Raw genomic sequence first — 25557 nt, forward strand, 5'->3', positions numbered from 1 at the left:
AATTTTTTTCCAGGCTCTCTGGAAAATGCATGCATACGATTGAAGTCGTCCTGGCGATGTTGGTGGCCGTAGTCGCCAGCGGCTATCTGGTCCGCGTACTGCCGTTGTCGCTGCCGCTGCCGTTGGTGCAGATCGGGCTGGGGGCGGTCATCGCCGGTGTATTCAACCGCGGCCACGCGCTGGAACCGGAGATGTTCTTCCTGCTGTTCCTGCCGCCGCTGCTGTTCCTCGACGGCTGGCGCATTCCCAAACAGGGCCTGTTCCGCGACAAAGGCGTGATCCTGGAACTGGCGTTCGGGTTGGTGGTGTTCACCGTGATCGGCGCGGGCCTGCTGATCCACTGGATGATTCCGGTGATGCCGCTGGCGGTGGCCTTCGCGCTGGCAGCGATCATCTCGCCGACCGATCCGGTGGCGGTCAGCTCGATCGCCTCGCGGGCACCTATTCCCAAGCGGCTGATGCACATCCTGGAAGGCGAGTCGCTGTTGAACGATGCCTCCGGCCTGGTCTGCTTCCGCTTCGCGGTGGCGGCGGTGATGACCGGCAGCTTCTCGCTGGCCACCGCGTCGATGACCTTCCTGTGGGTGGCGGTGGCCGGCCTGGCCATCGGCGTGGCGGTCACGCTGGGCGTGTCCACCTTCCAGCGCTGGTTGTGGCGGCGCTTCGGTGAAGAACCCGGTGCAGCGCTGCTGGTCAACCTGCTGATTCCGTTCGCGGCCTACCTGCTGGCCGAAGAGGCCAATGCCTCGGGCATCCTCTCGGCGGTGGCCGCCGGCATCACCATGAGTTACGTGGAGCTCACCGGCCGCGTCTCGGGCAGCATGCGCGTGCAGCGTACGGCGGTGTGGAACATGCTGCAGTTCAGTTTCAACGGCATCATGTTCGTGCTGCTCGGTGAGCAGCTGCCCGGCATCGTGGACCGGGCGATGACCACGGTCAGCGAAAGCGGCCACCACAGCGCGTGGTGGCTGCTGGTGTACGTGGTGGTGATCAACCTGGCGCTGGTGCTGCTGCGCCTGGCCTGGGTATGGCTGTCGCTGCGCTGGAGCGTGCTGCGCGCGCGGCATCGTGGTGAAGCGCGGCCCGGCACCTCGTGGCGGATCGTGGTGGCGACGTCGCTGGCCGGCGTGCGCGGCGCGATCACGCTGGCGGGCGTGTTGACCCTGCCGCTGTTCCTGCCCGATGGCAGCGCCTTCCCGGCGCGTGACCTCGTGATCTTCCTGGCGGCGGCGGTGATCCTGATTTCGCTGGTGGGCGCCAGCGTGGCGCTGCCGCGCCTGCTCAAGGGCCTGGAACTGCCGGCCGATTCGGGCGAGCGCAAGGAAGAGGACCTTGCCCGCCGGCTGGCCGCCAAGGCGGCGCTGGCCGGGGTGGAGCGCATGCGCCAGCAGCTGGTGCAGCACCAGACCACCGACAACGTGCAGCTGTACAACGATGCGGCGTCACGGGTGAGCCTGCTGTACCAGCGCAACCTGGAGAAGGAGCAGGGCCCCGACGCCGACCCGGAGAAGGTGCGGCGCATGGAACAGGGCTACCGCCAGCTGCGTACCGCCGGGCTGACTGCCGAGCGCGAGGAGTTGTTCCGCCTGACCCGGCGCGGCCGGATCTCCGACGAGATCTCACGCAAGCTGATCCGCAATCTGGACCTGCTCGAGACGCGGCAACGGGATTGACGGTAGAGCCACGCCTTGCGTGGCTGCGTTTCCGTCCCGCACCGCGAAGCCACGCAGGGCGTGGCGCTACGCCGTCGGCCTGCAATCAGGCCGAGGGTTTCTGATCCAGGTAATACGCCACTACGGTGCCCTTGATCTTGATGGTCATCGGGTTGCCGCGGCGATCGCGGGCCTTGCCGGCCTGGACCCGGACCCAGCCTTCGCTGACCGAGTATTCCTCGACGTTGTCGCGCTCGACATCGTTGAAGCGGATGCCCACCCCGCGCTCCAGCGCAGCGGCATCGTGGAAGGGACTGGCCGGGTTGATCGCCAGGTGGTCAGGAGGGGTATCGCTCATGGGTGCCGGATGCTGACGGCCACCACGGCCGTCTTCAGGCATACAGGATAAACCGTACGGGTGCCAAGGCCGAATTTCGCTTCCTGCCAACGCCCGCGCACGGCAGAATGCCTGCCTGTCTCCAGGAATACCGGTCATGCCCGACAACAGTGATTATTTCGACTTCGAAGAAGAAGAGCGCGACTTCGACGAAGAAGACTTCGAGGCGCGGATCTGGAACCTGTTCGTGCTCATCAACCCGGGCGATGAAGAGCTGGGCCTGCAGCAGTTCAACCGCTGGCGGGAGGCGGTGTTGGAGAACGGCGAGGAGATCGACGAAGAAGCCGACTGGCTGCCGCCGTTGATGACGGCCATTGCCTGGCAGTCCGGGTTCGAGGTGGACCGCGGCGATGCCGATGCGCTGATGTCGGCCGTGAACGAGCTGGCCGCGCGCTGGAACCTGCAGCTGGACTGGGGTGGCGACCTGGACGATGAGGACTTCGCCGCCGGCGTGGATGCGCCGATGCTGATGGCCACCGGCTACGACCGTCTGCGCGAACACAACTATTCGCTGTGGAGTGTGGACACCGGCAACGGCGGTCTGGCCGGCTGGATGGCGCTGAGCCGCGACGACGACGCCATGTTGGCGCTGTGTTCGCTGCTGGGCGTGGAAGTGCGGCCGGGGTCGGACCCGTTCTGACGTTTTGTGGCCTCTGTTCGTAGCTACCGGTTTCGTCGTTGCCGGCTTTGTCGTTGCCGGTTCCGTCGTTGCCGGTAGAGCGGACTGTTAGTCCGCTGCCGTTGATGTTGGCGCGGAGAGCAGCTGACTAACAGTCAGCTCTACCCAGTCAGCTCTACCCCGTCGACCCGCGTCGGTGCCCTACGGCAGGTACTGCGCCCTGGCATTGGCAATCACGGCTTTGACCAGCGCCCGGTCGGTGTGACGGGAAATGGCGCGTGCGCCCAAGGCGATGGCCTGCAGGCGGAGCGGGGCGGGCACGTCGTAGTGGGCGCCGCTGCGGCGGTTCTGGAATGCCCGCCGTGGAATGCCGAGCTGCGCCGCCATGGCGTGCAGCTCGGGCAGGGTGTCGGCCATCAGATGCGCCCAGCGCTCGCCGCGCCAGGGGTGTACCGCATCGTCGATATAGACCGTCACCGGGTGGCCGTGGCTCAGGCCTGCGGCTTGTCGTCGCTGGCGGCCTGGGCAGCGTCGCCGTCGGCGGCAGCGGCTTCGTCGGCAACCGGGGCGTCTTCCGCCACGCCATCCGCATCGGCGTCGTCGCCTTCTTCGCCTTCCACGCCTTCGAATTCGGAAACCAGGTTGGCCAGGTATTCGTCGGCGGTCGTGCCTTCGTCAGCGGCCAGGTCGTCGATCAGCTGCTGCAGCTGGGTCGAGTATTCCAGGGTGACCTTGCGGCCTTCCTTTTCCTGCACGTTGGACAGGTGCTTGAGCATCGCCAGCATCGGGATCGGGTTGTCGGCGTTGCCCATCGTCTGGCCGCCGATGGCCAGCAGCCATTCGGTGCCCTGCAGGCCGATCGCGGCCACGACCTGGCCTTCTTCGTTGGTCAGCACGGCATGGTTCTGCACCGGCTGCTGGGCGTTGAGGCGGTTGATCGGGCGCTTGGGCTGGAGCTTCTTGCGCTTGTCGCGCTTGGCCTTGGACTGCTTGGACATGGACTCGGTCTATTGGAGGGGAAAGACCGCCATTCTAATGCCGGCCGCTGGCCGGCTCCACGGAATCAACGAAACCCATCCACCTCAGGGCGAGGCGGACGGTGGCGCGGCCGCCGGCGCAAGCACCGGCAGGGCCGGGGCGCCCTGGGTGGCCTGGATATCGGCGTCCTGCACGGTCGGCGACAGGGCCACCTGCTGGCCGGAGCCGGCCAGGGCGGCGGCTTCGGCGGCCTTGGTCATCACCACGATGCTGATGCGGCGGTTGATCGGGTTGTCCGGCTGGGTCTTGTCGAACAGCACCGACGAGGACAGGCCCACCACGCGGGTGACCTTGTCGTCGGCCATGCCGCCGTCCAGCAGGGCACGCCGGGCGGCATTGGCGCGGTCGGCGCTCAGTTCCCAGTTGCTGTAGCCGTGGGCGGCGTTGTAGGCGGTGGTGTCGGTATGGCCGGTGATGCTGATCCGGTTCGGCACGTGGTTGATGAACTGCGACAGCTCGCGAAGGATCTCGCGCGTGTACGGCTTGAGCGCGGCGCTGCCCATGTCGAACATCGGCCGGTTCTGCTTGTCCACGATCTGGATGCGCAGGCCTTCCGGGGTGAGGTCCAGCAGCAGCTGGTCCTTGAACGGCTCCAGCGCCTGGCTCTTGCTGATGGCTTCTTCCAGTTCCTGCTTCAGCACTTCCAGCTGTTTCTTCTCCCGCTCGCGCTCATCCTGCTGCGGCACCGGGCGTTCGGCCTGCTGGTTCTGGAAGGGGTCGTTGCTGTTGCCACGCGAGACATCGGTGGCGCCGCCCAGTTTGATCATCGAGGTGCTGGCGCCGCCCGGGCCGGCCATGCCCGGGGCGGGCGTGGGGCTCTGCCCGCTGAGCGGGCTGGGATTGCGGAAGTACTCGGAAATGGACGCGCGCTCGGGCTTGGTGGTGGCCGCCATCAGCCACAGCACCAGGAAGAACGCCATCATGGCGGTCACGAAGTCGGCATACGCCACCTTCCAGGCGCCGCCGTGATGCGCGGCGTGGCCGGCCTTCTTGACCCGGCGGACGATGACGGTGGGTTTGTTCTCGGCCATGGCGGTGCCTTACTTGACCGTCTTGAGGTGCTGTTCGAACGCGCTGAAGCCCGGGCGCACGTTGGACGGCAGGGTCTTGCGGGCGAATTCCAGCGCGATCTTCGGGTTGTAGCCGCGCAGGCAGGCCAGCAGGGCGGTCTTCACCGATTCGTAGATGCGGCTGTCCTGTTCGGCGCGCGCTTCCACGGCCGCCGCCAGCGGGCTGACGAAGCCGTAAGCGAGCAGGATGCCCAGGAAGGTGCCGACCAGCGCGCCAGCGACGTGGGCGCCCACTTCGGTGATCTCGCCGCCGATCGAGCCCATGGTGATCACGATCCCCAGCACCGCCGCCACGATGCCGAAGCCGGGCAGGCCGTCGGAGACCTTGTTGAGCACGGCCGAAGGCTGCATCGCCTCGGCGTGGTGCTTCTCCAGCTCCATCTCCAGCAGCGGTTCCAGCTCGTGCGGCTCGATGTTGCTGCCGATCATCAGGCGCAGGCAGTCGGTCATGAAGTCGACCAGGTGGTGGTCGGCCTGGACCTTGGGGTAGTTGGCGAAAATGCTGCTGTCGGCCGGGCGCTCGACATGCTCTTCCAGCGCCATGAAGCCTTCGCGGCGGGCCTTGTTGAGCAGTTCATAGAGCAGGCTCAGGACGTCGATGTAGTCCTGCTGCTTGTAACGCGGGCCCTTGAACACGCCCACGGTGGCCTGCAGGGTCTGTTTGACCGTCTTGAGCGGGGTGCCGACCAGGAACGCGCCCAGTGCCGCGCCGCCGATGATGACCAGCTCGTAGGGCTGCCACAGGGCGCCCAGCTTGCCGTGCGCGCCGACGTAGCCGCCGAGCACGCTGAGGATGACGATGACGAAGCCAACAATGATGAGCATGGGGCGGGCGCGGAGGAGGGGGATATCTCCATGTCGGCCCCGTCACCGGTTTCCTGAAGGGTGGCGTTCGTTCGACGTCACACTTTTGCGTGGAAAAGTGTACCCACCCACGGTGGGCACACCTCCACCGGGCAGGCTCAACCCGCCGGCTGCGCCTCGGCACCGCCACGCTGCAGCGGGTCCGGATAGGCCTCGCCATTGGCCGTGAACGACAGCGAGATCGAGTTCAGGCAGTGCCGCTCGTGGGTCGGCGGCGGGCCGTCCGGGAACACATGGCCGAGATGGCTGTCACACCGGGCGCAAACGATTTCGGTACGGATCATGCCGTGACTGCTGTCACGGATCTCACGCACATGGGCCGGATCGAACGGGGCGAAGAAGCTGGGCCAGCCCGTGCCGGAGTCGAACTTGGTGCTGGAGCGGAACAGCGGCAGGCCGCACAGCCGGCAGCCGTAGACGCCGTCCTGCTTGTTGTCCAGGAACACCCCGCAGAACGGGGCCTCGGTGCCGTGGTGCAGCAGCACGCGCTGCTCGTCCGCGCTGAGCCCGGCAATCAGCGCCTGGCGCTGGGCGTCGCTGGGCGGGGAGAGGTCGAAAGCGGTCATGGGCGGTCCTTGTGGGGGTAGCGCAGAAATGGGGGCGGCAGCCGCTGTGGGCAAGCGCTGCGGGTGTTCATGGTGCTGACACGCGGGCAGGCGCAGGGTGAATGCCTGTTCCCGCCGTGAGCCTGCCCATCATGAAACGTGTTTCCTGGCTTGGCCTGTCGCTGCTGGTACTGGTGCCGCTGGGCACCGTGGCGCAGGTCGCCGCGCCGCGAAATCCCACCGACACCCGCCCCGTGACCCGCCCTGCGCCCACCCAGACGCCGCTGCCCACCCCGGTGCGCCCGGCACCGGCCGACAGCCTGTCCGGGCGCATGGCCCCGGTGAAGACGCCGGCGCAGACCGCGCAGCAGCTGCGCACCCACCCCATCCAGAGCCAGGGCCCGGCGCAGGTGCAGCCGCCCGCACCCCCGGCAACCACCGCACCGCCGAAGATCTACGATCGCCACGGCCGGATCGTGCCGGGCATGAAGCAGGCCGGCCCCAACCGCGTGCTCGATACGCGCACCGGCCGCTACTACGACGCGGTTCCGAGCGGCGATGGGCAGCGGATCAAGCCCTGACGCATGAACGTTGCACAACCGCGCCGCGCAGTCAGCTGTGTCAACGCGCCAGCTCACTGCAATTTCGCCCGCGATTAACCGCGTTTCCAAGACCCTGTACGTGCGCCGCAAGACCGCGCATCCCCAAGATTTTACGAGAAGAGCAACCATGGCAAATCAGCAGAACCGCACTCCCGGCAAGATGCCGCAGGAACAGCAGGGTCAGCAGAACCAGAAGCCTGGCCAGCAGGACCAGCAGCAGTGGGATCAGCAGAACCAGAAGGGTGGCAAACAGCAGGACCAGCGCCAACAGGAGCAGAAACAGCAGCGCTGATGCGCTGGTCGGCAGCTCAACAGGCGGTGCGCGCAAGCGCGCCGCCTTTTTGCATGGGGGGGATCAGTCCGGGATCGGTAGGGTCAGGGTTTCCTTGACCTCTTCCATCACGATGTAGCTCTTGGACTCGCGCACGTGCGGCAGGGTCAGCAGGGTGCTGCCAAGCAGCTTGCGGTAGGACGCCATCTCGCTGATGCGCGCCTTGAGCAGGTAATCGAAGTCGCCCGAGACCAGGTGGCATTCCAATACGTTGGGCAGCTTCAACGCGGCCCGGCGGAATTCCTCGAAGATGTCGCCGGACTTGTACGCCAGGCTGATCTCCACGAACACCAGCAGGCTGGCCTTGAGGTAGTGCGGGTCGAGCTTGGCGTAGTAGCCGGTGATGGCCCCGTCGCGTTCCAGACGACGCACCCGCTCGGTACAGGGCGTGGTCGACAGCCCCACGCGCTCGCCCAGTTCGGTAAAGGAGATGCGGCCCTCTTCCTGCAGGATGCGCAGGATCTTGCGGTCGATCTTGTCCAGCTCGCGGGTGCGTACGGCCATCTGCGTCAGCCTGTTGCGTAGGTTGGCAGGACAATACCCTGCTGGTTGAGCAAAAAACAGCAAAAACGATTGGTTTGGGCGGCATATACTTCCGCAATTATGGTCCCGGCACGCTCCAGTGCAGGGAATGATCGGGTTGGAGAGGTGTCATGCGCGTTCTAGTCCTTGGCAGTGGGGTCATCGGCACCACCAGTGCCTGGTACCTGCGGCAGGCGGGGTTTGAAGTCACGGTGGTGGACCGCCAGCCGGGTCCGGCGCTGGAAACCAGTTTCGCCAATGCGGGCCAGCTCTCGTTCGGCTATACCTCGCCGTGGGCCGCCCCCGGCGTGCCGCTGAAGGCGGTGAAGTGGCTGTTCGCCGAGCATGCACCGCTGGCGATCCGCCCGGGCCTGGACTGGCACCAGTACCGCTGGCTGGCGCAGATGCTGCGCAACTGCACGCATGAGCGCTACGCCATCAACAAGGCGCGCATGGTGCGCATGTCCGAATACAGCCGCGACTGCCTGAACGAGCTGCGCGCGCAGACGGGGATCGAATTCGAGGGCCGCGACCTGGGCACCACCCAGTTGTTCCGCACCCAGCAGCAGCTCGATGCGTCCGCGCAGGACATCGAGGTGCTGGCCCAGTACGGGGTGCCGTACGAGGTGCTGGACCGCGACGGCATCATTGCCCACGAACCCGCCCTGGCCGGTGTGGCCCATACGCTGGTCGGCGCGCTGCGGTTGCCGCGCGACCAGACCGGTGACTGCCAGCTGTTCACCCGGCGCCTCGCGCAGATGGCCATCGATGCCGGCGTCGAGTTCCGCTTCGACCAGGACATTGCCGGGCTGGAGACCAGCGGCAACCGCATCACCGGTGTGCGCATCGACGGCAAGGTGGAAACCGCCGACCGCTACGTGGTCGCGCTGGGCAGCTACTCGCCGTCGCTGGTCGCCCCGCTGGGCATGCAGCTGCCGGTGTACCCGCTCAAGGGCTATTCGCTGACCCTGCCGATCACCCGCCCGGACATGGCGCCCACCTCGACCATCCTGGACGAGAGCTACAAGGTGGCGGTGACCCGCTTCGACGACCGCATCCGCGTGGGCGGCATGGCCGAGGTGGGCGGGTTCGACCTGTCGCTGTCGCCGCGCCGCCGCGCCACGCTGGAAAAGGTGGTGCGCGATCTGTACCCGCACGCTGGCGATCTGTCGCGCGCCGAGTTCTGGACCGGGCTGCGCCCGGCCACGCCGGACGGCACGCCGGTGGTGGGCGCCACGCCGTACAGCAACCTGTTCCTCAATACCGGCCACGGTACGCTGGGCTGGACCATGGCCTGCGGCTCCGGCCGCTACCTGGCCGACCTGATGAGTGCGCGCCAGCCGCAGATCAGCACCGAAGGCCTGGATATCTTCCGTTACGGCGGCCACCACGCCGCCTCCGTCCAACACAGTGAACCCACCCCATGCGTCCAGCCCGCGCGTTGATCGACCTGGACGCGTTGCGCTCCAACTTCCGCCTGGCCCGTGAACTGGGTGGCGGCCGCAAGACCCTGGCCGCCGTCAAGGCCGATGCCTACGGGCACGGTGCGGTGGCGTGCGCGCGTGCGCTGGAGGGCGAGGCCGACGCGTTCGGTGTGGCCTGCATCGAAGAAGCGCTGGAACTGCGCCAGGCCGGCATCGCCGCGCCGATCCTGCTGCTGGAAGGCTTCTTCGACGCCGACGAGCTGCCGCTGATCGTGCAGCACAACCTGTGGTTCGCGGTGGCCGCGCCGTGGCAGGTGGATGCGGTGGCGGCCTTCCAGACCGACGCCACGCTGCAGATCTGGCTGAAGCTGGACAGTGGCATGCATCGTCTTGGCCTGTCCCCGGACGACTTCCGCACGGCCCACGCGCGCCTGTCCGCGCTGCCGCAGGTGGCGCCGATGGTGCTGATGAGCCACATGTCACGCGCCGACGAGCTGGACAGCCCGCGCACCCGCGAGCAGGCCGCCACGTTTGCCAGTGCCATTGACGGTCTGGCCGGTGAAACCAGCCTGTGCAATTCCCCCGCGCTGCTGGGCTGGCCGGAGGTGCGCAGCGACTGGGTGCGCCCGGGCCTGATGCTGTACGGCGCCAACCCGCTTCAGGCGCACAACGCCTTCACCGAGCGCCTGCGCCCGGTGATGACCATGCAGTCGAAGATCTTCGCCACCCGCGAGATCGCCGCCGGTGAGCCGGTGGGCTACGGCGCGCGCTTCGTCGCCGAGCGGCCCACCCGCGTGGGCGTGGTGGCGCTTGGCTATGCCGATGGCTACCCGCAGTTCGCCCCGAACGGCACCCCGGTGCAGATCGACGGCCAGCCCGGTCACCTGATCGGGCGGGTGTCGATGGACATGCTGACCGTGGACCTTACCGACCTGCCGCAGGCCGGCGTGGGCAGCACCGTGACGCTGTGGGGCGAGTCGCCGCGGTTGGACGTGCTGGCCCCGCTGTGCAACGTCAGCGCGTATCAGCTGCCGTGTGCGGTCAAGCGCGTGGCACGTGAGCTCATCGGCGGGTAGGCGGCAGCAGGCGGCGCAGCCAGTCGTCCAGCATGCGCTTCTCATAGCGCAGCGGGTCGCTGTTGCTCAGCAGGCCGGTGTTGCCCAGGTAGTTCATGTCGATGAGCTTCTCTTCGCCCTGGCTGACCACGCCGCCGCTGGCATCGCGCAGGGTGAAGTTGAGGGTGATCCGCGGCGGGTAGATGTCGCGCATGATCCGGATATCGTTGGTGCGCGGACCGTGCTGTGGCTCGAAATCGCCGGCGCGCTTGATGTCGGTGATCTCCACCTCCAGCGTCTGTCCGGGCGGCAGGCGCTTGCTGGCGCTGCGGCGCAGGTAGTCGGCGAGCTGCTGCACCCAGTTGCCGCTTTGGGCCTCGAAACGGTTGGAACTGGCGCGGATCTCGGTGAACTGGGCCGGATCGGTCCATTTGACCTGTACCGGGCTCTCGCCGGTGAGCGCGCGGGGCGCCTTGGGATCGGTGACCGTACGTGGGGCGGCGGAGACGCTGCCAACCAGCAGCAACAGACAGCTTAGAGCACCAGCCAGCAAGGGTTTGCGGTTCATGACGACTCCAGGGCTGCGGGGGGATGGGCGGTGGCTCGCAGTGTGATCCGTATCGCCAGACGGGACAATCGGCCCGCCGCGCCTGCATCATCCGGGGTGGGTATGAATTCACCTACATCAATGCGGGCAATGGGTGCTTGACGCTACGAATACGCGGTCTGGAAGATGCTGTGTCCCTCCGCTCCGCCAGTTGCCCCCACTTGACGCCCTTGCCCAGCCTGCCCGCCTCCACCCTGGAACGCACCGCTTTCGCGGCTCCGGTGTCCGATCCTGTCCTTCACCGCAGCGTGCTGGAAGGTCTCAGCGCGGGCTTCTGCATCATCGAGGTGATCCTCGAAGACGGCGTTGGCGTCGACTACCGCTTCCTGGAGGTCAACGAGGCCTTCGAGCGCAACACCGGTCTGCATGACGCCTCCGGGCGCCTGATGAGTGAGCTGCAGCCTGAGCACGAGGACGAGTGGTACCGCATCTACGGTCAGATCGCCTCCACCGGTCGGCCGCAACGTTTCGAGCTGGAAGCGCGTGCGCTGAACCGCTGGTACGCGGTGGAAGCGATGCGCGTGGGCGATCCGGACGAACGCCGGGTGGCGGTGCTGTTCTTCGACATCACCAACCGCAAACAGATCGAAGTGGAACTGGCCGAGAGCGAGGCGCGCTTCAGCGCGCTGGCCGACGGGCTGCCGATGCCGGTGTGGGTGCTGGACGAACGCGGCCACGCCCGCTTCGTCAACAGTGCCTTCACCGAGTTCTTCGGGGGCGACGAGCAGCGCGTTCCGGAAGACGTGTGGCGCGGCCTGGTGCATCCGGACGACGCGTCGGTGTTCGATTACGAGCTGCTGGAAGCCATGAAGGCGCAGCGGTCCATGCACGCGCTGGTACGCGGGCTGCGTGCCGACGGCGAATGGCGCTGGCTGGAAATGAACGCCCGCCCGCGTTTCTCGCGGATGGGCCGGTTCATCGGCCTGGCCGGCAGCAGTACCGACGTGACCGAGCGCCGCGAAATTGAAATGGCGCGCGAGGAACTGCTGCAGTCCGAACGCGCGGCCCGCAGTGCCGCCGAGAACATGGCGCGGCTGAAGGACGAATTCCTGGCTACGTTGTCGCACGAGCTGCGCACGCCGCTCACCACGATCCTGGGCTGGAGCGAGCTGCTGCTGCAGCGGGTGGACGCGACCAGCCCGCTGTACAAGGGCCTGGGCGTGATCGCCAGCAGCGCGATGGCGCAGAAGCGGCTGATCTCGGACATGCTGGATTTGAGCAGCATGCTGCTGGGCAAGGTGCAGCTGGAAGTGGAGGTGCTGGACCTGCGCGCGCAGCTGACCGAGGCCATGCGCGCCCAGGAGCTGGTGGCCGAGGGCAAGGCGCTGGATGTGAGCCTGGTGATGCCCGACGCCCCGGCTCTGGTGCTGGGCGATGCCACGCGCCTGCAGCAGGTGCTGTGGAACCTGCTGTCCAATGCCATCAAGTTCACCCCGGCGGCGGGCACGATCGCGGTCACGCTCGATACCGACGGCAGTCACTGGACGGTGACCGTGGCCGACTCGGGCGATGGGATCGCCCCGGAATTCCTGCGCCATCTGTTCAGCCGCTTCCGGCAGGCCGACGGCACCACCACCCGCCGCCACGGCGGCCTGGGCCTGGGCCTGGCCATCGTGCAGCAGCTGGTGGAACTGCATGGCGGCCAGGTTACCGCCAACAGCGAGGGCCAGGGCCGCGGCGCGGCGTTCACCGTGCGCCTGCCGGCCTACCTGCCGCAGGCCGACGGGCGACCGCTGCGCGAGGTGTTCAGCGGCCCGATCAGCGAACAGGTGATCGAGCCGTATCCGTTGAAGGGCCTGCGCCTGATGGCGGTCGAAGACCAGCCGGAGGTGCTCGAGTACCTGCGCCGCCTGCTGGAAGAGCAGGGCGCGCAGGTGACCGCCGCCGCATCGGCAGGCGAGGCGCTGGAACTGCTGGACCAGGGCGGGCACGAAAGCGTGGACGTGCTGCTGACCGACATCGGCATGCCCGGCATGGACGGGTATGGCCTGGTGCGCACCCTGCGCGAAGACATCGGCGTTGACGAGCGCATCCTGCCGGCCGTGGCGGTCACCGCCCTGGCCCGCGCGGACGATCGCAAGCGGGCGTTGGCGTCGGGCTTCCAGGAGCACGTGGCCAAACCCTATTCCGTGGCCCAGCTGGTGTCGGCGGTGCGCAGCGTTCTTGCCGCACGCCGGTGAAGTCGGCGGGTTTGCCACGCGTGGCGTGGCATTACGGAATGCGATTGCCACGCATGGCGTGGCACTGCCAGATGGCGCGTAGAGCCACGCCATGCGTGGCTGCCGTACCCCATGCTACCCAAGGAGACCCCATGTCCCGCTACGCCCCCACCATCCACACCGATCCGGCCGATATCGCCGCCCTCGAAGCGCTGCTGCCGCAGCTCAAGGGCCAGACCCAGGTCGAGCTCACCCTGGACGACGGCAGCCGCCTGCTGGGCACCGTTGCCGTGCAGCCGACCGTGCAGCAGTACCGCGACGCGGACGAGAACGAGGGCAGCAACGGCCAGTTGCGCCTGGATGACCTGGATACGCCCGCCCAGCAGCACGTGCTGTGGCTGGACCGGATCCGCGCGGTGCGGTCGCTGCCGCCCATCGAATAAGGCCGCACAAGGCACTGCCGGGCGGGCGGCCCGGCAGTGCGCTGGTCACACCCGGCGGGCGCCGCCCGGCACGGGCAATCAATGCGTGAATACTTCCGGCTCGGCCTCGAAACGGCGTGCATACGCCCGCTCGTCGGCCACCCGGGCCACTTCTTCATCGGCCATGTCCGGTGCGCCGTATACCGCATAGGCCACGGTGCCATCGGGCTGCTTGCCGACCTGGTGCAGCCGGTAACGGGAGTGCCCACCGCCGGTGTCTTCGGGGTAGTGCACGGGCGGCTGCGCCGTTTCCAGGTCCATTTCGCTGTTGTCGACCACGCCACCGACGAACAATGCGCGCATGAGCTACCTCCGTTCCGAATGAGCCTTCACCCTGACCGACCGCATGTTGCGATGGCATCAAGGACACGTTGAATAAACGGAAATCGCGACACGAACAGGGTCGATCGGCCGAGACGGTAGAATGGCGGCCTCTTTCAAGATGTGCCCCCCGCATGGCTGCCCAGCACGACGCCCCCCTGGAAACCCTGTTCCTGCCCTTCTCCGGTGCGCTGTCCTGGCCCGCCGGGCCGGTGCTGTTCCTGCGCGCCCGCGACGGCTGGCCGCTGCGCGAGCACGCGCAGCCGGGCCAGCTGGTCTGCGAGCAGAGCTTCCGCCCGTTCGCCGACGCGCTGGAAGCCAGTGGCTGGACCGTCCGCGACGAGCAGCAGCTGGCCGATGACAGCACGCGTTACGCCGTGGTGCTGGTGCTGCCGCCGCGCCAGCGCGAAGAGGCCCGCGCGCTGTTCGCCCGCGCCCTCGCGATCGCCGCCCCGGGCGGCATCGTGGTGGCCTGCCAGCACAACAACGAGGGCGCTCGCTCCGGCGAAGGCGACCTGGAGCAGTTGGCCGGGCTGGGCGGCAAGATGACCAAGAACCACTGCCGGGTGTACTGGACCGCGCCGCTCAACGGTCAGCACGACGCCGCGCTGGCCCAGCGCTGGTCCACACTGGACGCGCCGCGCGCGATCCTGGGCGGGCGTTTCCAGAGCCGTCCCGGCATCTTCGCCTGGGACCGCATCGATCCGGCATCGGCATTGCTGGTCGAGCAGCTGCCGGCCGACCTGGCCGGACGCGGCGCCGATCTGGGCGCGGGGTTCGGCTATCTGTCGGCCGAAGTGCTGGCGCGCTGCCCGGGCGTGACCGCGCTGGACCTGTACGAAGCCGAAGGGCGCGCGCTGGCGCTGGCCCGCGACAACCTGGCCGCGCTGGGCAAGCCAGCCGCACTGGCGTACCACTGGCAGGACGTGACCGCCGGCATCGAGGCGCAGTACGACTTCATCGTCACCAACCCGCCGTTCCACACCCCGTCGCGCGCCGACCGCCCTGACATCGGGCAGCGCTTCATCGCGGTGGCCGCGCAGGCGCTGCGCCCGGGTGGGCGGATGTGGCTGGTGGCCAACCGCCACCTGCCCTACGAGCAGATCCTCAACGACAGCTTCGGCCAGGTGCGCGTGGCCGCCGAGCGTGATGGCTTCAAGCTGATCGAGGCGACCAAGGCCAGCAAGACGGCCACCCCCGTCAGGGCTCCCCGGAGCACCGAGCCGAAGTGGGGCCGCGGGGGTCGCCCATGAAGCTGGTCAAGCTGTTGGCCAACCTGGGCTATGGCAGCCGCAAGCAGGTCCAGCTGATGTTCCGCGAGGGGTTGGTCACCGACGCCGACGGTGAGGTGCTGTATGCCGACGACCTGGTGGCGCATGAGGCGATCCGGGTCGAGGGCGAACCGCTCGACCCGCCGCAGGGGCTGACCCTGATGCTGCACAAACCGCGCGAATACACCTGCTCCACCAAGGACAAGGGCCGGCTGATCTACGACCTGCTGCCGCCGCGCTTCCGCGAGCGGTCGCCGTTGCTGTCGTCGGTGGGGCGGCTGGACCGGGATACCAGCGGCCTGCTGCTGATGACCGACGACGGTGCGCTGCTGCATCGGATCGTGTCGCCCAAGTCGCGCCTGGACAAGGCCTACGAGGTGACCCTGGCCGAAGACCTGCGCGGTGACGAGGCTGCGCGATTTGCCAGCGGCGCACTGCTGCTGGAGTCCGACGACAAGCCGTTGCTGCCGGCCGAGCTGCACGTGCAGTCGCCGCGCCAGGCACAGCTGGTGCTGCACGAAGGCCGCTACCACCAGGCCCGGCGCATGTTCGCTGCCGTGGGCAACCACGTGCAGGCGCTGCACCGCAGCCGCATCGGCGGGCTGTCGCTGGACGGCCTGGGCGAAGGCGAGTGGCGCATGCTCGACAGTGCCGACCTGGACACGCTGTTCACCGGCCACCTGACCGACGCCTGATGAACGCCGGTGCCGCACTGCCGTTCCTGCCCGACGCTGTCATCTTCGACATGGATGGCCTGATGATCGACAGCGAGCGTGTTTCGCTGGCGTGCTGGTCACAGGCGGCGCAGGAACTGTCGCTGCCGTTCACGGACGACTTCTGGCTGGGCATGGTCGGGCTGGGCGACCGTGACTGCGAGCAGCGGCTGCTGCAGCACATCGACGCCGCCCAGGTGGCCGCGCTGTTCGCACACTGCCACGACCTCTACGAGGCGCGCACCCAGCAGGGCCTGCCGCTGCGCCCGGGCATCATGGCGATCCTGCAGCTGCTGCAGGCGCACGCCATTCCACGCGCGGTGGCGACCTCGACCCGGCAGCCGCGCGCCTCGCGCAAGCTGGCGGCCACCGGGCTGCTGCCGTTCTTCGATGTGGTGGTGACCAGCAGCGACGTGGCCCATCCCAAGCCGGCACCGGACATCTACCTGCTGGCGGCGCAGAAGCTGGGCAAGGACCCGGCACGCTGCCTGGCGCTGGAAGATTCACCGGCCGGCATCCGTGCTGCGGTGAGTGCGGGCATGACCGCGATCCAGGTACCCGACCTGGTGCACCCGGACGAGGCGCTGCGCGCACTGGGCCACCGCATTGTTGCGTCCCTGGACGACGCGCACGCGTTGCTGGTGCCGCTGTTGCCAAGCGCACAGGTGGAATGAAACCGCGCGCGGCAGAGCCGACCGGGTAGAGCCGACCGCAGCCAGCGAACCCAGCCGCGCAAACCCATCCGTTCACCACAAAAAACCCGGCACATGGCCGGGTTTTTTCGTCCACGCCGCAGGCGATCACACCCGTCCGAACACCAGCGCGGCATTGGTGCCGCCGAAGCCGAAGCTGTTGGACATGACGGTGTTCAACTGCACCTCCTTGCTCTCGCGCACGATCGGGAAGCCTTCCACCGCCGGGTCGAGTTCGCCGATGTTGGCCGAGCCGGCCATGAAACCATCGCGCATCATCAGCAGGCAGTAGATCGCCTCATGCACGCTGGCCGCACCCAGCGAGTGGCCCGAGAGCGCCTTGGTCGAAGACAGCGGCGGAATGGATTCGCCGAACACCTCGCGCACCGCCTTCAGCTCGGTGACATCGCCCAGCGGGGTCGAGGTGCCATGCGTGTTGAGGTAGTCGATCGGGCCGGTGACATTCTGCATGGCCATGTTCATGCAGCGCACCGCACCTTCGCCGGACGGAGCAACCATGTCGGCACCGTCGGAGGTGACGCCGTAGCCGACCAGCTCGGCGTAGATGCGCGCACCACGCGCCACCGCGTGGTCGTAATCCTCCAGCACCAGCATGCCGCCGCCACCGGCGATGACGAAGCCGTCGCGGTCCTTGTCATACGGGCGCGACGCCGTGGCCGGGGTGTCGTTGAAGCGGGTGGACAGCGCGCCCATCGCATCGAACATCACGCTCATCGACCAGTGCAGGTCTTCACCGCCGCCGGCGAACATCACGTCCTGCGCGCCGTGGCGGATCAGGTCCGCGGCCGCGCCGATGCAATGCGCCGAGGTGGCGCAGGCAGCCGACAGCGAATAGCTCAGGCCCTTGATCTGGAACGCGGTGGCCAGGCAGGCCGAAACAGTGGAACACATCGTGCGCGGCACCATGTACGGGCCGACCTTGCGCACGCCACGCGCGCGCAGGATATCGGCCGATTCCACCTGCCACTGGCTGGAGCCGCCGCCGGAGCCGGCGATCAGGCCGGTGCGCGGGTTGGCAACCTGCGTCGCGTCCAGGCCGGCATCGGCGATGGCGTCGCGCATGGCGATGTAGGCGTAGGCGGAAGCATCGCTCATGAAGCGCTTGAGCTTGCGGTCGATCTGCGCGTCCAGGTCCAGTTCGATGTTGCCGCCCACATGGCTGCGCAGGCCGGCTTCGGCATGGTCGGGCAGGGCACGGATGCCGGCGCGGCCTTCACGCAGTGCGGAGGACACGGTGTCCAGATCGTTGCCCAGGCACGAAGTAATGCCCATTCCGGTAATGACGACGCGACGCATCAGAAGTTCTCGGTGGAAGTGAACAGACCTACACGCAGGTCCTTGGCGGAATAGATTTCGCGGCCATCGACCAGCATGCGCGCGTCGGCCTGGGCCATGACGAGCTTGCGGTTGATCACGCGGGTGATGTCGATCTCATAGCTGACGAGTTTGGCGCTGGGCAGCACCTGGCCGGTGAACTTCACTTCGCCGCAGCCGAGCGCGCGGCCACGGCCGGGCGCACCCAGCCAGGTGAGGTAGAAGCCGGTGAGCTGCCACATCGCATCCAGTCCGAGGCAGCCGGGCATGACCGGGTCGCCGATGAAGTGGCAGCCGAAGAACCACAGGTCGGGGCGGATATCCAGTTCCGCGCGTACCATTCCCTTGCCGTGTGGACCGCCGTCATCGCGGATGTCGGTGATGCGATCGAACATCAGCATCGGATCGTTGGGCAGGCGACCGCTGCCCGGCCCGAACAGCTCGCCGCGGGCACTGGCCAGCAGCTGTTCGCGCGAGAACGCGTTGATACGAGTCATGGAAAACGCAATCCTGAAGAAGTTGACATCGGGTGACGCCGGCCGTGGGTCGGCGAATTGTTGCTGTTGAAAGTGCCCAAGAGTGCAGAGTAAAAGTGATTCAATCAAACGTTTTAACCGTACGCTGGCGTAGTGTTTTCAGCTTGAAAAACGCATGTTGTTGTTATGAAAAGACCATGCTCAAGCGTATGGCTGTAATCTTGTTCATCTGAATCCGCCGCGCCCGCCCGAGTCTGCTGCCTTGTCCGCACTGCGCAAGATCATTCACGTCGACATGGATGCGTTCTACGCGTCGGTGGAGCAGCGCGACAATCCGTCGCTGCGCGGCAAGCCGGTGGTGGTGGCCTGGAAGGGGGCGCGGTCGGTGGTCTGCGCGGCGTCCTACGAGGCGCGGGTGTTCGGCATCCGCTCGGCGATGCCGGCGCTGCGTGCCGAGCGGCTGTGCCCGGATGCGGTGTTCGTGCCGCCGGATTTCGTGCGCTACAAGGCGGTGTCACGGCAGGTGCGTGAAATCTTCCTGCGCCACACGGACCTGGTCGAGCCGCTGTCGCTGGACGAGGCGTACCTGGACGTGACGGTGCACAAGGGGGGCATGACGGTGGCCACCGAGATCGCGGCGGTGATCCGCACGCAGATCCGCGACGAGACGCAGTTGACGGCGTCGGCGGGCATCGCGCCGAACAAGTTCCTGGCCAAGATCGCGTCGGACTGGCGCAAGCCGGACGGGCAGTTCGTGGTGCCACCGCACCGGGTGGAGCAGTTCCTCACGCCGCTGCCGGTGAAGCGGGTGCCGGGCGTGGGCAAGGTGATGGAGGCGAAGCTGGCCGAACTGGGCATCGCCACGGTGGGCGATCTGCGTGCGTTGCCGCTGGAGCTGCTGGAGACGCGTTTCGGTAGTTTCGGTGCCAGTCTGTACCGGCGCGCACGCGGGATCGATGAGCGCCCGGTGGAGCCGGATCAGCCGGTGCAGTCGATTTCGTCGGAAGACACATTCGCAGAGGATCTGCCGCTGGACGCGCTGGAGGCGGCGATCGTGGAGCTTGCGGCAAAGACCTGGAATGCCACGCGCAAGACCGATCGGGTGGGGCATACGGTGGTACTGAAGTTGAAGACGTCGCAGTTCCGGATCATCACGCGCAGTTTCACGCCGGAGTCGCCACCGGATACGCTGGAGGAGCTGCGCGACATCGCGCTGGCGTTGCGCGCGCGGGTGGAGCTGCCGTCGGAGACGCGCTACCGGCTGGTGGGCGTTGGCCTGGGTGGATTCCGCGAGCGTGAACCGGTGAGCCAGATGGGGCTGTTTGACGAACCACACACGTAACGCCGGATTGTATTGGACGTAGAGCCACGCCCTGCGTGGCTGCGCTACGGTCAGGCATCGCGCGGCCACGCAGGGCGTGGCTCTACGGTCAGGCATCGCGCAGCCACGCAGGGCGTGGCGCTACGGTCAGGCATCGCGCAGCCACGCAGGGCGTGGCTCTGCGGTCAGGCATCGCGCAGCCACGCAGGGCGTGGCTCTACGGTCAGGCATCGCGCAGCCACGCAGGGCGTGGCTCTACGGTCAGGCATCGCGCGGCCACGCAGGGCGTGGCGCTACGGTCAGGCATCGCGCAGCCACGCAGGGCGTGGCTCTACGGTCAGGCATCGCGCAGCCACGCAGGGCGTGGCTCTACGCCACAAGCCGCGCGTTGCCGCCAACAATCAATACGCCACGGTCGCAATCGTTCGCACGTACTGCGGCGTCTCGATTTCGCTCACGAACGCATCGGCGTAATCGGCGTAGCTGATCCGGCTATGTCCGTCGGCACCCACCAGGAACTGCCTGGCCTGGGTGCGGAAGCCGCCCTTCTGCGGGCCGGGGCCGATCTCGGCGGCGGGCGAGTAGAACGTCCAGTCCAGGTCGTCGACCTTCTGCAGCAGGTTGAACGCCTTGCGGGCGGCCAGGGCAACCGGCTTGTAGGCGTCGGGGAAGCCGTCGGTGTCGACCAGCTGCACGCCGGGAGCGACTTCCAGGGTGCCTGCACCGCCGACCATCAGGAAGCGCGGAACGCCCGCCTGGCGCGCCGCCTTCACCAGCGCGGCGGTCACGGTGGTGACCGTGGACGGGTCGTCGCCCGGGCGGGGGCCGAAGGCGCTGGCCAGGACGTCGTGGCCGGCAATCACCGCCGCCAGTGCGTCGGTGTCGTCCAAGGCGGCCACGGCCAGGGTGGCGCCGTCCAGTTCGGCGGGCAGGCCGGTGTCGCGGCGCACGACGGCCGTGACCTGATGGCCGCGGGCGAGGGCCTGGCGGGTGATTTCACGGCCGATGTTGCCGGTGGCACCGATGAGGGCAATCTTCATGTGGCGAGGTCCGTTGAGGGAGGAAGGCCAGCTTATGCGCCTGAAACCGGACGAAAAACCGCGTATAACGGCCTAATTTGTTGCGCGGATCGATCAAATGGACCGTCTTACCGCCATGAACGTGTTTGTCGAGGTGGCCGAGCGCGGCAGCCTGACCGCGGCCGCCGAGGCGCTGGACATGTCGCGGGCGATGGTGACGCGCTACCTGGCCCAGGTGGAAGGATGGCTGGGCGCGCGTCTGCTGCACCGGACCACCCGGCGGATCAGCCTGACCGGTCCGGGCGAGGCCGCGCTGCTGCGGTTCCGGCAGATGCTGGCGATCGGCGCTGAACTGCAGGGCGAAGTGGCCAGCGACAACCCCGAGCCGCATGGGCTGCTGCGGGTCACCGCCAGTGTGTCGTTCGGGCAGCTGCACCTGGCGGCGGCGGTGGCCGAGTTCGTGCGGCGCCATCCGCTCACGCGGGTGGAGCTGCTGCTGGTGGACCGCGTGGTGAACCTGGTCGAAGAACGGGTGGACGTGGCGGTGCGGATCTCGCGCGCGATCGACCCGAGCCTGATCGCGCGCTGGCTGGCGCCGTGCCGTTCGGTGCTGTGCGCGGCGCCCGCCTACCTGGCCGAACGGGGTACGCCGGTGAGCGCCGACGAGCTGGCCTCGCACAACTGTCTGACGCATCACTACGTGGGCAGGAGCGTGTGGCAGCTGCAACGCGGAGGGCGCGCGATCGCGGTGGCGGTGGGCGGCAACATCAGCGCCAATGAGGCGTCGCTGCTGCTGGAAGCGGTGCGTGCGGGCGCGGGCATCGCCATGCTGCCCACCTACCAGATCGCGCCCTTGCTGCGGTCGGGCGAGCTGGTGGAAGTGCTGCCCGATTACGAGGTGGAAGGCATGGGTATCCACGCGGTGTATGCGTCGCGGCGACAGTTGCCGGCGTTGATGCGCAGCTTCCTGGATTTCCTGGTGGAGCGGTTTGCGGCGCCGGAGTTCGTGGCGCGGATTTGACGCGTCCTGATGCCGGGATTGCGCGGGACACGCATGGCGTGTCGCTACGCGGCCGGGATTGCGCGGGACACGCATGGGCAGCGGGCATTGCGCGTAGGGACACGCCATGCGTGTCTGCGCAATCTCTGGATGCGCGCGGATACACAGTGCGCGGCCTACAATCATCGTCCCCACGTTGTAAAAGCGAGTGTCCCTTGACCTATCCCTATCCACTGGTGATCTTCGACCTGGACGGCACGCTGGTCGACAGCGCCGGTGATATCGCCGAGGCGCTCAACCGCACGCTGGAGGACTGGCAGCTGCCGCGCGTGCCCGAGGCCACGGTGCTGACCTGGATCGGCGACGGCGTGCGCCGTCTGGTCGAACAGGCATTCACCGCCGCACACAGCGACATCGACCTGGATCGGGTCATGCCCGGCTTCATGCGCCATTACGAGGCGTGCCTGCTGCGCAGCCCGCGGCTGTACGACGGCGTGGTGCCGACGCTGCAGGCACTGCGCGAGCGCAACGTGGCACTGGCGATCTGCACCAACAAGCCCTCGGCGCTGGTGGCACCGCTGCTGGCGCATCTGGGCGTGCAGGGCTACTTCGCGCAGGTGCTGGGCGGCGATTCGCTGCCCGAGCGCAAGCCGAGCGGTGCGCCGCTGCGGCATATCGCGGACCATTTCGGGGTTGCAGTGGCGTCCGCGCTGATGGTGGGGGACTCAATCACCGACTACGCCGCCGCCGTCGACGCGGGCATGCCGGTAGCGCTGGTGCGCTACGGGTATCCGCGCGGGCTGGATCTGGACACCGTGGTGGCGGTGGCCGTCGTGGACGACCTGCGGCAGTTGCCGGGGCTGTAACGCGAGGCGACGGAAGTGCCGACCTGCGGTATGCCCACCTTCGGCGGGCACCCTTCGGGCCGTCGCACGCGACGTCAGGAACGGCGTCGCCGCTCCTTGCGGCACCCACCGTGCAGGAGACGGCGCACAACCGTTGGTCGTGCGCCCCTCAACCTCATTTCGGCTGGTAACGCACGCTCAGGCGGTACTCCCGGCCGGGCTGGTTGTACCAGGCCACCGTTTCATAGTCGCGGTCGAACACGTTGCTGACCCGACCCAGCAGCGACCAGTCACGGCTGATCGCGTATTCCAGGCGCAGGTCCACGGTGCCGTAACCGGCCAGGCGCACGGTGTTGTCTGCATTGTCGTAGCGCTTGCCGGCACCGAACGCGGTGACGCCGGCGCGGAAGCCGCCGACGCTGCGGTCGATGTCCAGGCGTGCGGTGTTCTGCGCGCGGCGGGCCAGCCAGTTGTCGAACTGCGCGCTGCCGTCGGTGCGGTTGCGCGGATCGGTGTGGCTGAGCTGCGCGTTGAGATCGAACCCGGCCACGGTGATGGAACCGGTCAGTTCCGCACCGCGGATACGCGCCTTCTCCACCTGCGACATCATGAAGGTGGTGGAATCGTAGGTGATCAGGTCGTCGATGCGGGTCTCGTACACATCCAGGCCCCAGCGCCAGCTGTCACCCTGCTGCGCGATGCCGACGTTGGCGCTCTTGGAGGTCTCCGGGTCCAGGCCCGGCACGCCGCTCCACGGGTCGTACAGGTCACTGAAGGTCGGTGCCTTGAACGCGGTGCCGTAGCTGGCGTTGAGGCGGAAACCGCCGCCCAGTTCCATGCCCCAGCCGAGGCTGCCGGTGGTGTGGTTGCCGAACTGCTCGTTGTCGTCGTTGCGCACGCTGGCCTGCAGGTGGTGCGCGCCGAAGCGGCCCTGGTACTGCACGAACACGCCGGTATTGTCGCGGCTGTCCACCAGGTACCCGGCACTGCTGCCGTCCAGGTTGTCCTGGCTCCAGTCGACACCGGCGCTGAGCAGCTGGCCGTCGGCGATGCCGACATCGGCCTGCACCGAGGCGCTGTCGCGGTGGGTCTGCGCCGCACCCAGCCAGGTGCTGTCGTTGTAGTTGTCCGATTCGTTGTCGGCACGGCCGACATTGACGGTCAGGTTGAAGCGCTCGCTCGGCGTGTAACGCAGCTTGCCGCCCAGCACCTGCTGCAGCGTTTCCGAGTAGTTGTAGTACCCGTCGTAGTGGTTCTCGCCTTCGGCACGCAGCGCGGTACCTTCCACGTTGAGCGTGTCGCTCAGCGCGTAGCCGCCACGCAGGCTCATCGACAGGTTGCGGTAGCCATCGCGGTCGGGCTCATCGGCACCGCAGCCGGCGAAGGTGGCCGCATCACCGCGGCACGCATTGATGCCGTCGGTGTGCTGGTAGGCGATGTCGGTGCCGAACCAGCCACGCGCGCCGGTACCGCCGAAGCCGCCGCTGGCTTCACGCAGGCCGTTGCTGCCGCCGCCCAGCTGCAGGTGCGGGGCGAAATCGCCGGCATTGCGGCGGGTGAAGATCTGGATCACACCGCCGATGGCGTCGGCGCCGTACAGGCTGGACTGCGGGCCGCGCACGATTTCGATGCGTTCGATCTGCGCCAGCGGCAGGTCCTGGATCATCGCCAGGCCCAGGTCACCGGTATTGATGCGCACGCCATCCACCAGCACCAGGGTATGGGCCGAGTTGGTGCCGCGCAGGAACAGCGAGCTCTGCTTGCCCAGCCCACCGCTGTTGTTGAGGTTGATGCCGGCGCGGCCGCGCAGCAGGTCCTGCAGCGACGGCGCCTGGCTGCGCTCGATCTCGGCACGGTCGATGACCTGCGCCGGCGAGATGCTGTCCTGCAGGGCGATCGGGGTGCGGGTGGCGGTGACCAGGACCTGGTCCAGTGCGGTCGCGTCGTCCTGCGCGGCAGCGACCAGGGGCAATGCCGACAGCACGGCCAGGGAAAGAATGCGGATCTGAAGCGTCATCGTTGACTCCATGCACCGCGCACGCCCGCGCGGCAAGGGTAGGGGAGGTCGTGTCAACGGAGGCATCGGACGGTGGGCGGGCGCACGGCGCCGCTTGCCGCCGCCATGCCCGCCGCATCGCAACCAGTCGTCTTCCAGGCCGGTCTCCGGACTCGCGGGTCGATGGCGGACCATCGCACCAGGCGCCTTCCCATGCGTGAGCACAGTGGCGTATTGCCTGGTTTCCACGCTTACCGTTGCGGGGGCAGTGCCGGGCTGGCAGTGGGCAGGGCCCTGTTGCGTCACCGGCTTCCCGTTTCAACCTGCCGGCATGCGCCGCAGGTCACCTGAAAGTGCGCGCAGTGTAGAGCAAAGCCCCGCACCCGCGGCAACCTGCGGCGGAGCGACGCAGGCCGAGCGGTTAGAATGCGCCTCGCTCTACGAAGGGGTTCCCATGAAACAGACGTGGTTGCAGCACCCTTGCCGGCCTGGCCGTGGAACCCTGCGGTGGCCTGCAGCGCTACGCCACGGGGCAACGGCATGATCCTGGACCTGGTCCGGCACGCCAGCACCGGTCGCGACGGCCATCTCGATGGACGCAGCGACGCGCCACTCGAGGCAGGCAGCACCGACGCGCTGTGCGAGCGCTACGCCGGGCTGCCCTGGCAGCGCCTGTTGAGCTCGCCGCGCCAGCGCGCAGTGCACACCGCCGAAGCGCTGGCCCTGCCGCGCGGGTTGGAGGTGATCGCCGACGAGGAATGGGAGGAGCTGGACTTCGGCGACTGGGATGGCGTCGCACTCGATGCGCTGCCGATGGACGCGTTGTCCGCCTTCCACCTGGATCCGCACGCCAACCCGCCACCGCATGGCGAGAGCTGGGGGCATTTCGAGCGCCGCATCACGCGCGCGCTGCACCGCCTGCTGGACGATCCCGACCCCGTGCCGACGCTGGTGGTCAGCCATGGCGGTCCGTTGCGGATGGTGCTGTCGCAGGTCTGCGGTTTGCCGATGGCGATGTGCTGGGCGCTGCGTATCGACCACGGCACGCGCCTGCAGCTGCGCGTGGAGCGCGAGGACGGCCAGCTGTGGGGCGAGCTGCTGGAGCTCCAGCAGCCAACGTAGAGCCACGCCCTGCGTGGCTGCGCGCGGTGCCAAATGGTAGAGCCACGCCCTGCGTGGCTGCGCGCGGTGCCAGATGGTA

The 25557-nt window shown here is 67.8% G+C and carries 28 protein-coding genes and 1 riboswitch; of the genes, 14 read left to right on the top strand and 14 right to left on the bottom strand.

Translation table 11 applies throughout. The features are described from left to right. The first annotated feature begins 29 nt into the window (after positions 1-29). Positions 30-1673 (top strand): Na+/H+ antiporter, encoded by a 1644-nt coding sequence (locus tag AC3ITN_RS02725; RefSeq protein WP_313348206.1) that lies wholly within the window; start codon positions 30-32, stop codon positions 1671-1673. An 85-nt stretch (positions 1674-1758) separates the two neighbouring features. Here the strand turns inward: AC3ITN_RS02725 and AC3ITN_RS02730 are convergent, their stop codons facing one another. Further along, the gene (locus tag AC3ITN_RS02730; protein ID WP_313348204.1) at positions 1759-2010 is read right to left on the bottom strand and encodes a DUF3297 family protein; all 252 of its coding nucleotides are present in this window, start codon (positions 2008-2010) and stop codon (positions 1759-1761) included. A 136-nt stretch (positions 2011-2146) separates the two neighbouring features. Between AC3ITN_RS02730 and AC3ITN_RS02735 the strand changes: the two genes are divergently transcribed. Then, on the top strand, positions 2147-2689 hold the full coding sequence (locus AC3ITN_RS02735; protein ID WP_313348202.1) for a DUF6630 family protein: 543 nt from the start codon (positions 2147-2149) through the stop codon (positions 2687-2689). A gap of 180 nt (positions 2690-2869) precedes the next feature. On the opposite strand, the gene AC3ITN_RS02740 is transcribed toward AC3ITN_RS02735, so the two are convergent. From AC3ITN_RS02740 to msrB, 5 genes are all read right to left on the bottom strand, one after another. Next, complete coding sequence (locus tag AC3ITN_RS02740) at positions 2870-3145, bottom strand: DUF4031 domain-containing protein (protein ID WP_313348200.1); 276 nt, start codon at positions 3143-3145, stop codon at positions 2870-2872. A 14-nt stretch (positions 3146-3159) separates the two neighbouring features. Next, a complete protein-coding gene (locus AC3ITN_RS02745) occupies positions 3160-3666 on the bottom strand; it encodes a hypothetical protein (RefSeq protein WP_313348198.1) in 507 nt (168 codons plus the stop codon). A gap of 84 nt (positions 3667-3750) precedes the next feature. Further along, complete coding sequence (motB, locus tag AC3ITN_RS02750; protein WP_313348196.1) at positions 3751-4737, bottom strand: flagellar motor protein MotB; 987 nt, start codon at positions 4735-4737, stop codon at positions 3751-3753. A gap of 9 nt (positions 4738-4746) precedes the next feature. Continuing rightward, positions 4747-5601, bottom strand: coding sequence for a flagellar motor stator protein MotA (gene motA, locus AC3ITN_RS02755; RefSeq protein WP_313348194.1), 855 nt, complete (start codon positions 5599-5601; stop codon positions 4747-4749). Between the two features lie 137 nt (positions 5602-5738). After that, entirely contained in the window at positions 5739-6206 is a 468-nt protein-coding gene (gene msrB, locus AC3ITN_RS02760; protein ID WP_313348192.1) for a peptide-methionine (R)-S-oxide reductase MsrB, read from the bottom strand. Positions 6207-6337: 131 nt separating this feature from the next. On the opposite strand from msrB, the gene AC3ITN_RS02765 reads away from it, so the two are divergent. After that, positions 6338-6766 (top strand): classical arabinogalactan protein 4, encoded by a 429-nt coding sequence (locus AC3ITN_RS02765; RefSeq protein WP_489392005.1) that lies wholly within the window; start codon positions 6338-6340, stop codon positions 6764-6766. A 40-nt stretch (positions 6767-6806) separates the two neighbouring features. On the opposite strand, the gene AC3ITN_RS02770 is transcribed toward AC3ITN_RS02765, so the two are convergent. Then, entirely contained in the window at positions 6807-7115 is a 309-nt protein-coding gene (locus AC3ITN_RS02770; RefSeq protein WP_489392006.1) for a hypothetical protein, read from the bottom strand. A gap of 27 nt (positions 7116-7142) precedes the next feature. Beyond that, positions 7143-7622: an Lrp/AsnC ligand binding domain-containing protein gene (locus AC3ITN_RS02775; protein WP_313348188.1), complete on the bottom strand. Its 480-nt coding sequence runs from the start codon at positions 7620-7622 to the stop codon at positions 7143-7145. A 149-nt stretch (positions 7623-7771) separates the two neighbouring features. Between AC3ITN_RS02775 and AC3ITN_RS02780 the strand changes: the two genes are divergently transcribed. Further along, on the top strand, positions 7772-9085 hold the full coding sequence (locus AC3ITN_RS02780; RefSeq protein WP_489392007.1) for a D-amino acid dehydrogenase: 1314 nt from the start codon (positions 7772-7774) through the stop codon (positions 9083-9085). After that, the gene (gene alr / locus AC3ITN_RS02785; protein WP_489392008.1) at positions 9064-10140 is read left to right on the top strand and encodes an alanine racemase; all 1077 of its coding nucleotides are present in this window, start codon (positions 9064-9066) and stop codon (positions 10138-10140) included. Before AC3ITN_RS02780 ends, alr begins: the two co-directional genes overlap by 22 nt. On the opposite strand, the gene AC3ITN_RS02790 is transcribed toward alr, so the two are convergent. Next, positions 10127-10687 carry a DUF3016 domain-containing protein gene (locus tag AC3ITN_RS02790; RefSeq protein ID WP_489392009.1) on the bottom strand — a complete coding sequence of 187 codons (561 nt, stop codon included), beginning with the start codon at positions 10685-10687 and terminating at the stop codon, positions 10127-10129. The genes alr and AC3ITN_RS02790 overlap by 14 nt on opposite strands. Positions 10688-10896: 209 nt before the next feature. Between AC3ITN_RS02790 and AC3ITN_RS02795 the strand changes: the two genes are divergently transcribed. Then, positions 10897-12906, top strand: a complete 2010-nt coding sequence (locus AC3ITN_RS02795; protein ID WP_489392864.1) for an ATP-binding protein — start codon at positions 10897-10899, stop codon at positions 12904-12906. 131 nt (positions 12907-13037) lie between these two features. Further along, on the top strand, positions 13038-13328 hold the full coding sequence (locus AC3ITN_RS02800) for a DUF3247 family protein (RefSeq protein ID WP_313348180.1): 291 nt from the start codon (positions 13038-13040) through the stop codon (positions 13326-13328). Positions 13329-13406: 78 nt separating this feature from the next. Here AC3ITN_RS02800 and AC3ITN_RS02805 read toward each other — a convergent pair whose 3' ends face one another. After that, a complete protein-coding gene (locus AC3ITN_RS02805; protein ID WP_313348178.1) occupies positions 13407-13670 on the bottom strand; it encodes a hypothetical protein in 264 nt (87 codons plus the stop codon). 152 nt (positions 13671-13822) lie between these two features. Between AC3ITN_RS02805 and AC3ITN_RS02810 the strand changes: the two genes are divergently transcribed. The 3 genes from AC3ITN_RS02810 to AC3ITN_RS02820 are packed head-to-tail and all read left to right on the top strand — an operon-like array spanning position 13823 to position 16346. Next, positions 13823-14941 carry a class I SAM-dependent methyltransferase gene (locus tag AC3ITN_RS02810; RefSeq protein ID WP_489392010.1) on the top strand — a complete coding sequence of 373 codons (1119 nt, stop codon included), beginning with the start codon at positions 13823-13825 and terminating at the stop codon, positions 14939-14941. After that, the gene (locus AC3ITN_RS02815; protein ID WP_313348174.1) at positions 14938-15654 is read left to right on the top strand and encodes a pseudouridine synthase; all 717 of its coding nucleotides are present in this window, start codon (positions 14938-14940) and stop codon (positions 15652-15654) included. The genes AC3ITN_RS02810 and AC3ITN_RS02815 overlap by 4 nt, the downstream gene beginning before the upstream one ends. Then, complete coding sequence (locus AC3ITN_RS02820; protein WP_489392011.1) at positions 15654-16346, top strand: HAD family hydrolase; 693 nt, start codon at positions 15654-15656, stop codon at positions 16344-16346. The genes AC3ITN_RS02815 and AC3ITN_RS02820 overlap by 1 nt, the downstream gene beginning before the upstream one ends. Positions 16347-16472: 126 nt before the next feature. Here AC3ITN_RS02820 and fabB read toward each other — a convergent pair whose 3' ends face one another. Together fabB and fabA are read right to left on the bottom strand one after the other, a co-directional pair. Next, a complete protein-coding gene (gene fabB / locus AC3ITN_RS02825) occupies positions 16473-17681 on the bottom strand; it encodes a beta-ketoacyl-ACP synthase I (RefSeq protein WP_489392012.1) in 1209 nt (402 codons plus the stop codon). Beyond that, complete coding sequence (fabA, locus tag AC3ITN_RS02830; protein ID WP_313348168.1) at positions 17681-18196, bottom strand: 3-hydroxyacyl-[acyl-carrier-protein] dehydratase FabA; 516 nt, start codon at positions 18194-18196, stop codon at positions 17681-17683. Before fabA ends, fabB begins: the two co-directional genes overlap by 1 nt. 241 nt (positions 18197-18437) lie before the next feature. On the opposite strand from fabA, the gene dinB reads away from it, so the two are divergent. Continuing rightward, positions 18438-19517, top strand: coding sequence for a DNA polymerase IV (gene dinB, locus AC3ITN_RS02835; RefSeq protein WP_489392013.1), 1080 nt, complete (start codon positions 18438-18440; stop codon positions 19515-19517). A 380-nt stretch (positions 19518-19897) separates the two neighbouring features. Here dinB and AC3ITN_RS02840 read toward each other — a convergent pair whose 3' ends face one another. After that, positions 19898-20536 (bottom strand): NAD(P)-dependent oxidoreductase, encoded by a 639-nt coding sequence (locus AC3ITN_RS02840; protein WP_489392014.1) that lies wholly within the window; start codon positions 20534-20536, stop codon positions 19898-19900. Positions 20537-20633: 97 nt separating this feature from the next. Between AC3ITN_RS02840 and AC3ITN_RS02845 the strand changes: the two genes are divergently transcribed. Together AC3ITN_RS02845 and gph are read left to right on the top strand one after the other, a co-directional pair. Further along, positions 20634-21536 (top strand): LysR family transcriptional regulator, encoded by a 903-nt coding sequence (locus AC3ITN_RS02845; protein ID WP_489392015.1) that lies wholly within the window; start codon positions 20634-20636, stop codon positions 21534-21536. Between the two features lie 194 nt (positions 21537-21730). Continuing rightward, the gene (gene gph / locus AC3ITN_RS02850) at positions 21731-22381 is read left to right on the top strand and encodes a phosphoglycolate phosphatase (protein WP_489392016.1); all 651 of its coding nucleotides are present in this window, start codon (positions 21731-21733) and stop codon (positions 22379-22381) included. Between the two features lie 154 nt (positions 22382-22535). On the opposite strand, the gene btuB is transcribed toward gph, so the two are convergent. Next, positions 22536-24377, bottom strand: a complete 1842-nt coding sequence (btuB, locus tag AC3ITN_RS02855) for a TonB-dependent vitamin B12 receptor (RefSeq protein ID WP_489392017.1) — start codon at positions 24375-24377, stop codon at positions 22536-22538. 120 nt (positions 24378-24497) lie between these two features. Then, a riboswitch (cobalamin riboswitch) is annotated at positions 24498-24722 on the bottom strand. A 174-nt stretch (positions 24723-24896) separates the two neighbouring features. Between btuB and AC3ITN_RS02860 the strand changes: the two genes are divergently transcribed. Then, complete coding sequence (locus AC3ITN_RS02860) at positions 24897-25478, top strand: histidine phosphatase family protein (protein ID WP_489392865.1); 582 nt, start codon at positions 24897-24899, stop codon at positions 25476-25478. Positions 25479-25557 lie beyond the last annotated feature (79 nt).

The organism is Stenotrophomonas sp. KH_036_B (assembly GCF_057839485.1).

Coding starts and splice junctions, on each gene's coding strand:
- AC3ITN_RS02725 (WP_313348206.1), top strand. CDS start 30: ATGCATACGATTGAAGTCGTCCTGGCGATGTTGGTGGCCGTAGTCGCC.
- AC3ITN_RS02730 (WP_313348204.1), bottom strand. CDS start 2,010: ATGAGCGATACCCCTCCTGACCACCTGGCGATCAACCCGGCCAGTCCC.
- AC3ITN_RS02735 (WP_313348202.1), top strand. CDS start 2,147: ATGCCCGACAACAGTGATTATTTCGACTTCGAAGAAGAAGAGCGCGAC.
- AC3ITN_RS02745 (WP_313348198.1), bottom strand. CDS start 3,666: ATGTCCAAGCAGTCCAAGGCCAAGCGCGACAAGCGCAAGAAGCTCCAG.
- motB (WP_313348196.1), bottom strand. CDS start 4,737: ATGGCCGAGAACAAACCCACCGTCATCGTCCGCCGGGTCAAGAAGGCC.
- motA (WP_313348194.1), bottom strand. CDS start 5,601: ATGCTCATCATTGTTGGCTTCGTCATCGTCATCCTCAGCGTGCTCGGC.
- msrB (WP_313348192.1), bottom strand. CDS start 6,206: ATGACCGCTTTCGACCTCTCCCCGCCCAGCGACGCCCAGCGCCAGGCG.
- AC3ITN_RS02765 (WP_489392005.1), top strand. CDS start 6,338: ATGAAACGTGTTTCCTGGCTTGGCCTGTCGCTGCTGGTACTGGTGCCG.
- AC3ITN_RS02775 (WP_313348188.1), bottom strand. CDS start 7,622: ATGGCCGTACGCACCCGCGAGCTGGACAAGATCGACCGCAAGATCCTG.
- AC3ITN_RS02780 (WP_489392007.1), top strand. CDS start 7,772: ATGCGCGTTCTAGTCCTTGGCAGTGGGGTCATCGGCACCACCAGTGCC.
- alr (WP_489392008.1), top strand. CDS start 9,064: ATGCGTCCAGCCCGCGCGTTGATCGACCTGGACGCGTTGCGCTCCAAC.
- AC3ITN_RS02790 (WP_489392009.1), bottom strand. CDS start 10,687: ATGAACCGCAAACCCTTGCTGGCTGGTGCTCTAAGCTGTCTGTTGCTG.
- AC3ITN_RS02800 (WP_313348180.1), top strand. CDS start 13,038: ATGTCCCGCTACGCCCCCACCATCCACACCGATCCGGCCGATATCGCC.
- AC3ITN_RS02805 (WP_313348178.1), bottom strand. CDS start 13,670: ATGCGCGCATTGTTCGTCGGTGGCGTGGTCGACAACAGCGAAATGGAC.
- AC3ITN_RS02810 (WP_489392010.1), top strand. CDS start 13,823: ATGGCTGCCCAGCACGACGCCCCCCTGGAAACCCTGTTCCTGCCCTTC.
- AC3ITN_RS02815 (WP_313348174.1), top strand. CDS start 14,938: ATGAAGCTGGTCAAGCTGTTGGCCAACCTGGGCTATGGCAGCCGCAAG.
- AC3ITN_RS02820 (WP_489392011.1), top strand. CDS start 15,654: ATGAACGCCGGTGCCGCACTGCCGTTCCTGCCCGACGCTGTCATCTTC.
- fabB (WP_489392012.1), bottom strand. CDS start 17,681: ATGCGTCGCGTCGTCATTACCGGAATGGGCATTACTTCGTGCCTGGGC.
- fabA (WP_313348168.1), bottom strand. CDS start 18,196: ATGACTCGTATCAACGCGTTCTCGCGCGAACAGCTGCTGGCCAGTGCC.
- AC3ITN_RS02840 (WP_489392014.1), bottom strand. CDS start 20,536: ATGAAGATTGCCCTCATCGGTGCCACCGGCAACATCGGCCGTGAAATC.
- AC3ITN_RS02845 (WP_489392015.1), top strand. CDS start 20,634: ATGGACCGTCTTACCGCCATGAACGTGTTTGTCGAGGTGGCCGAGCGC.
- btuB (WP_489392017.1), bottom strand. CDS start 24,377: ATGACGCTTCAGATCCGCATTCTTTCCCTGGCCGTGCTGTCGGCATTG.
- AC3ITN_RS02860 (WP_489392865.1), top strand. CDS start 24,897: ATGATCCTGGACCTGGTCCGGCACGCCAGCACCGGTCGCGACGGCCAT.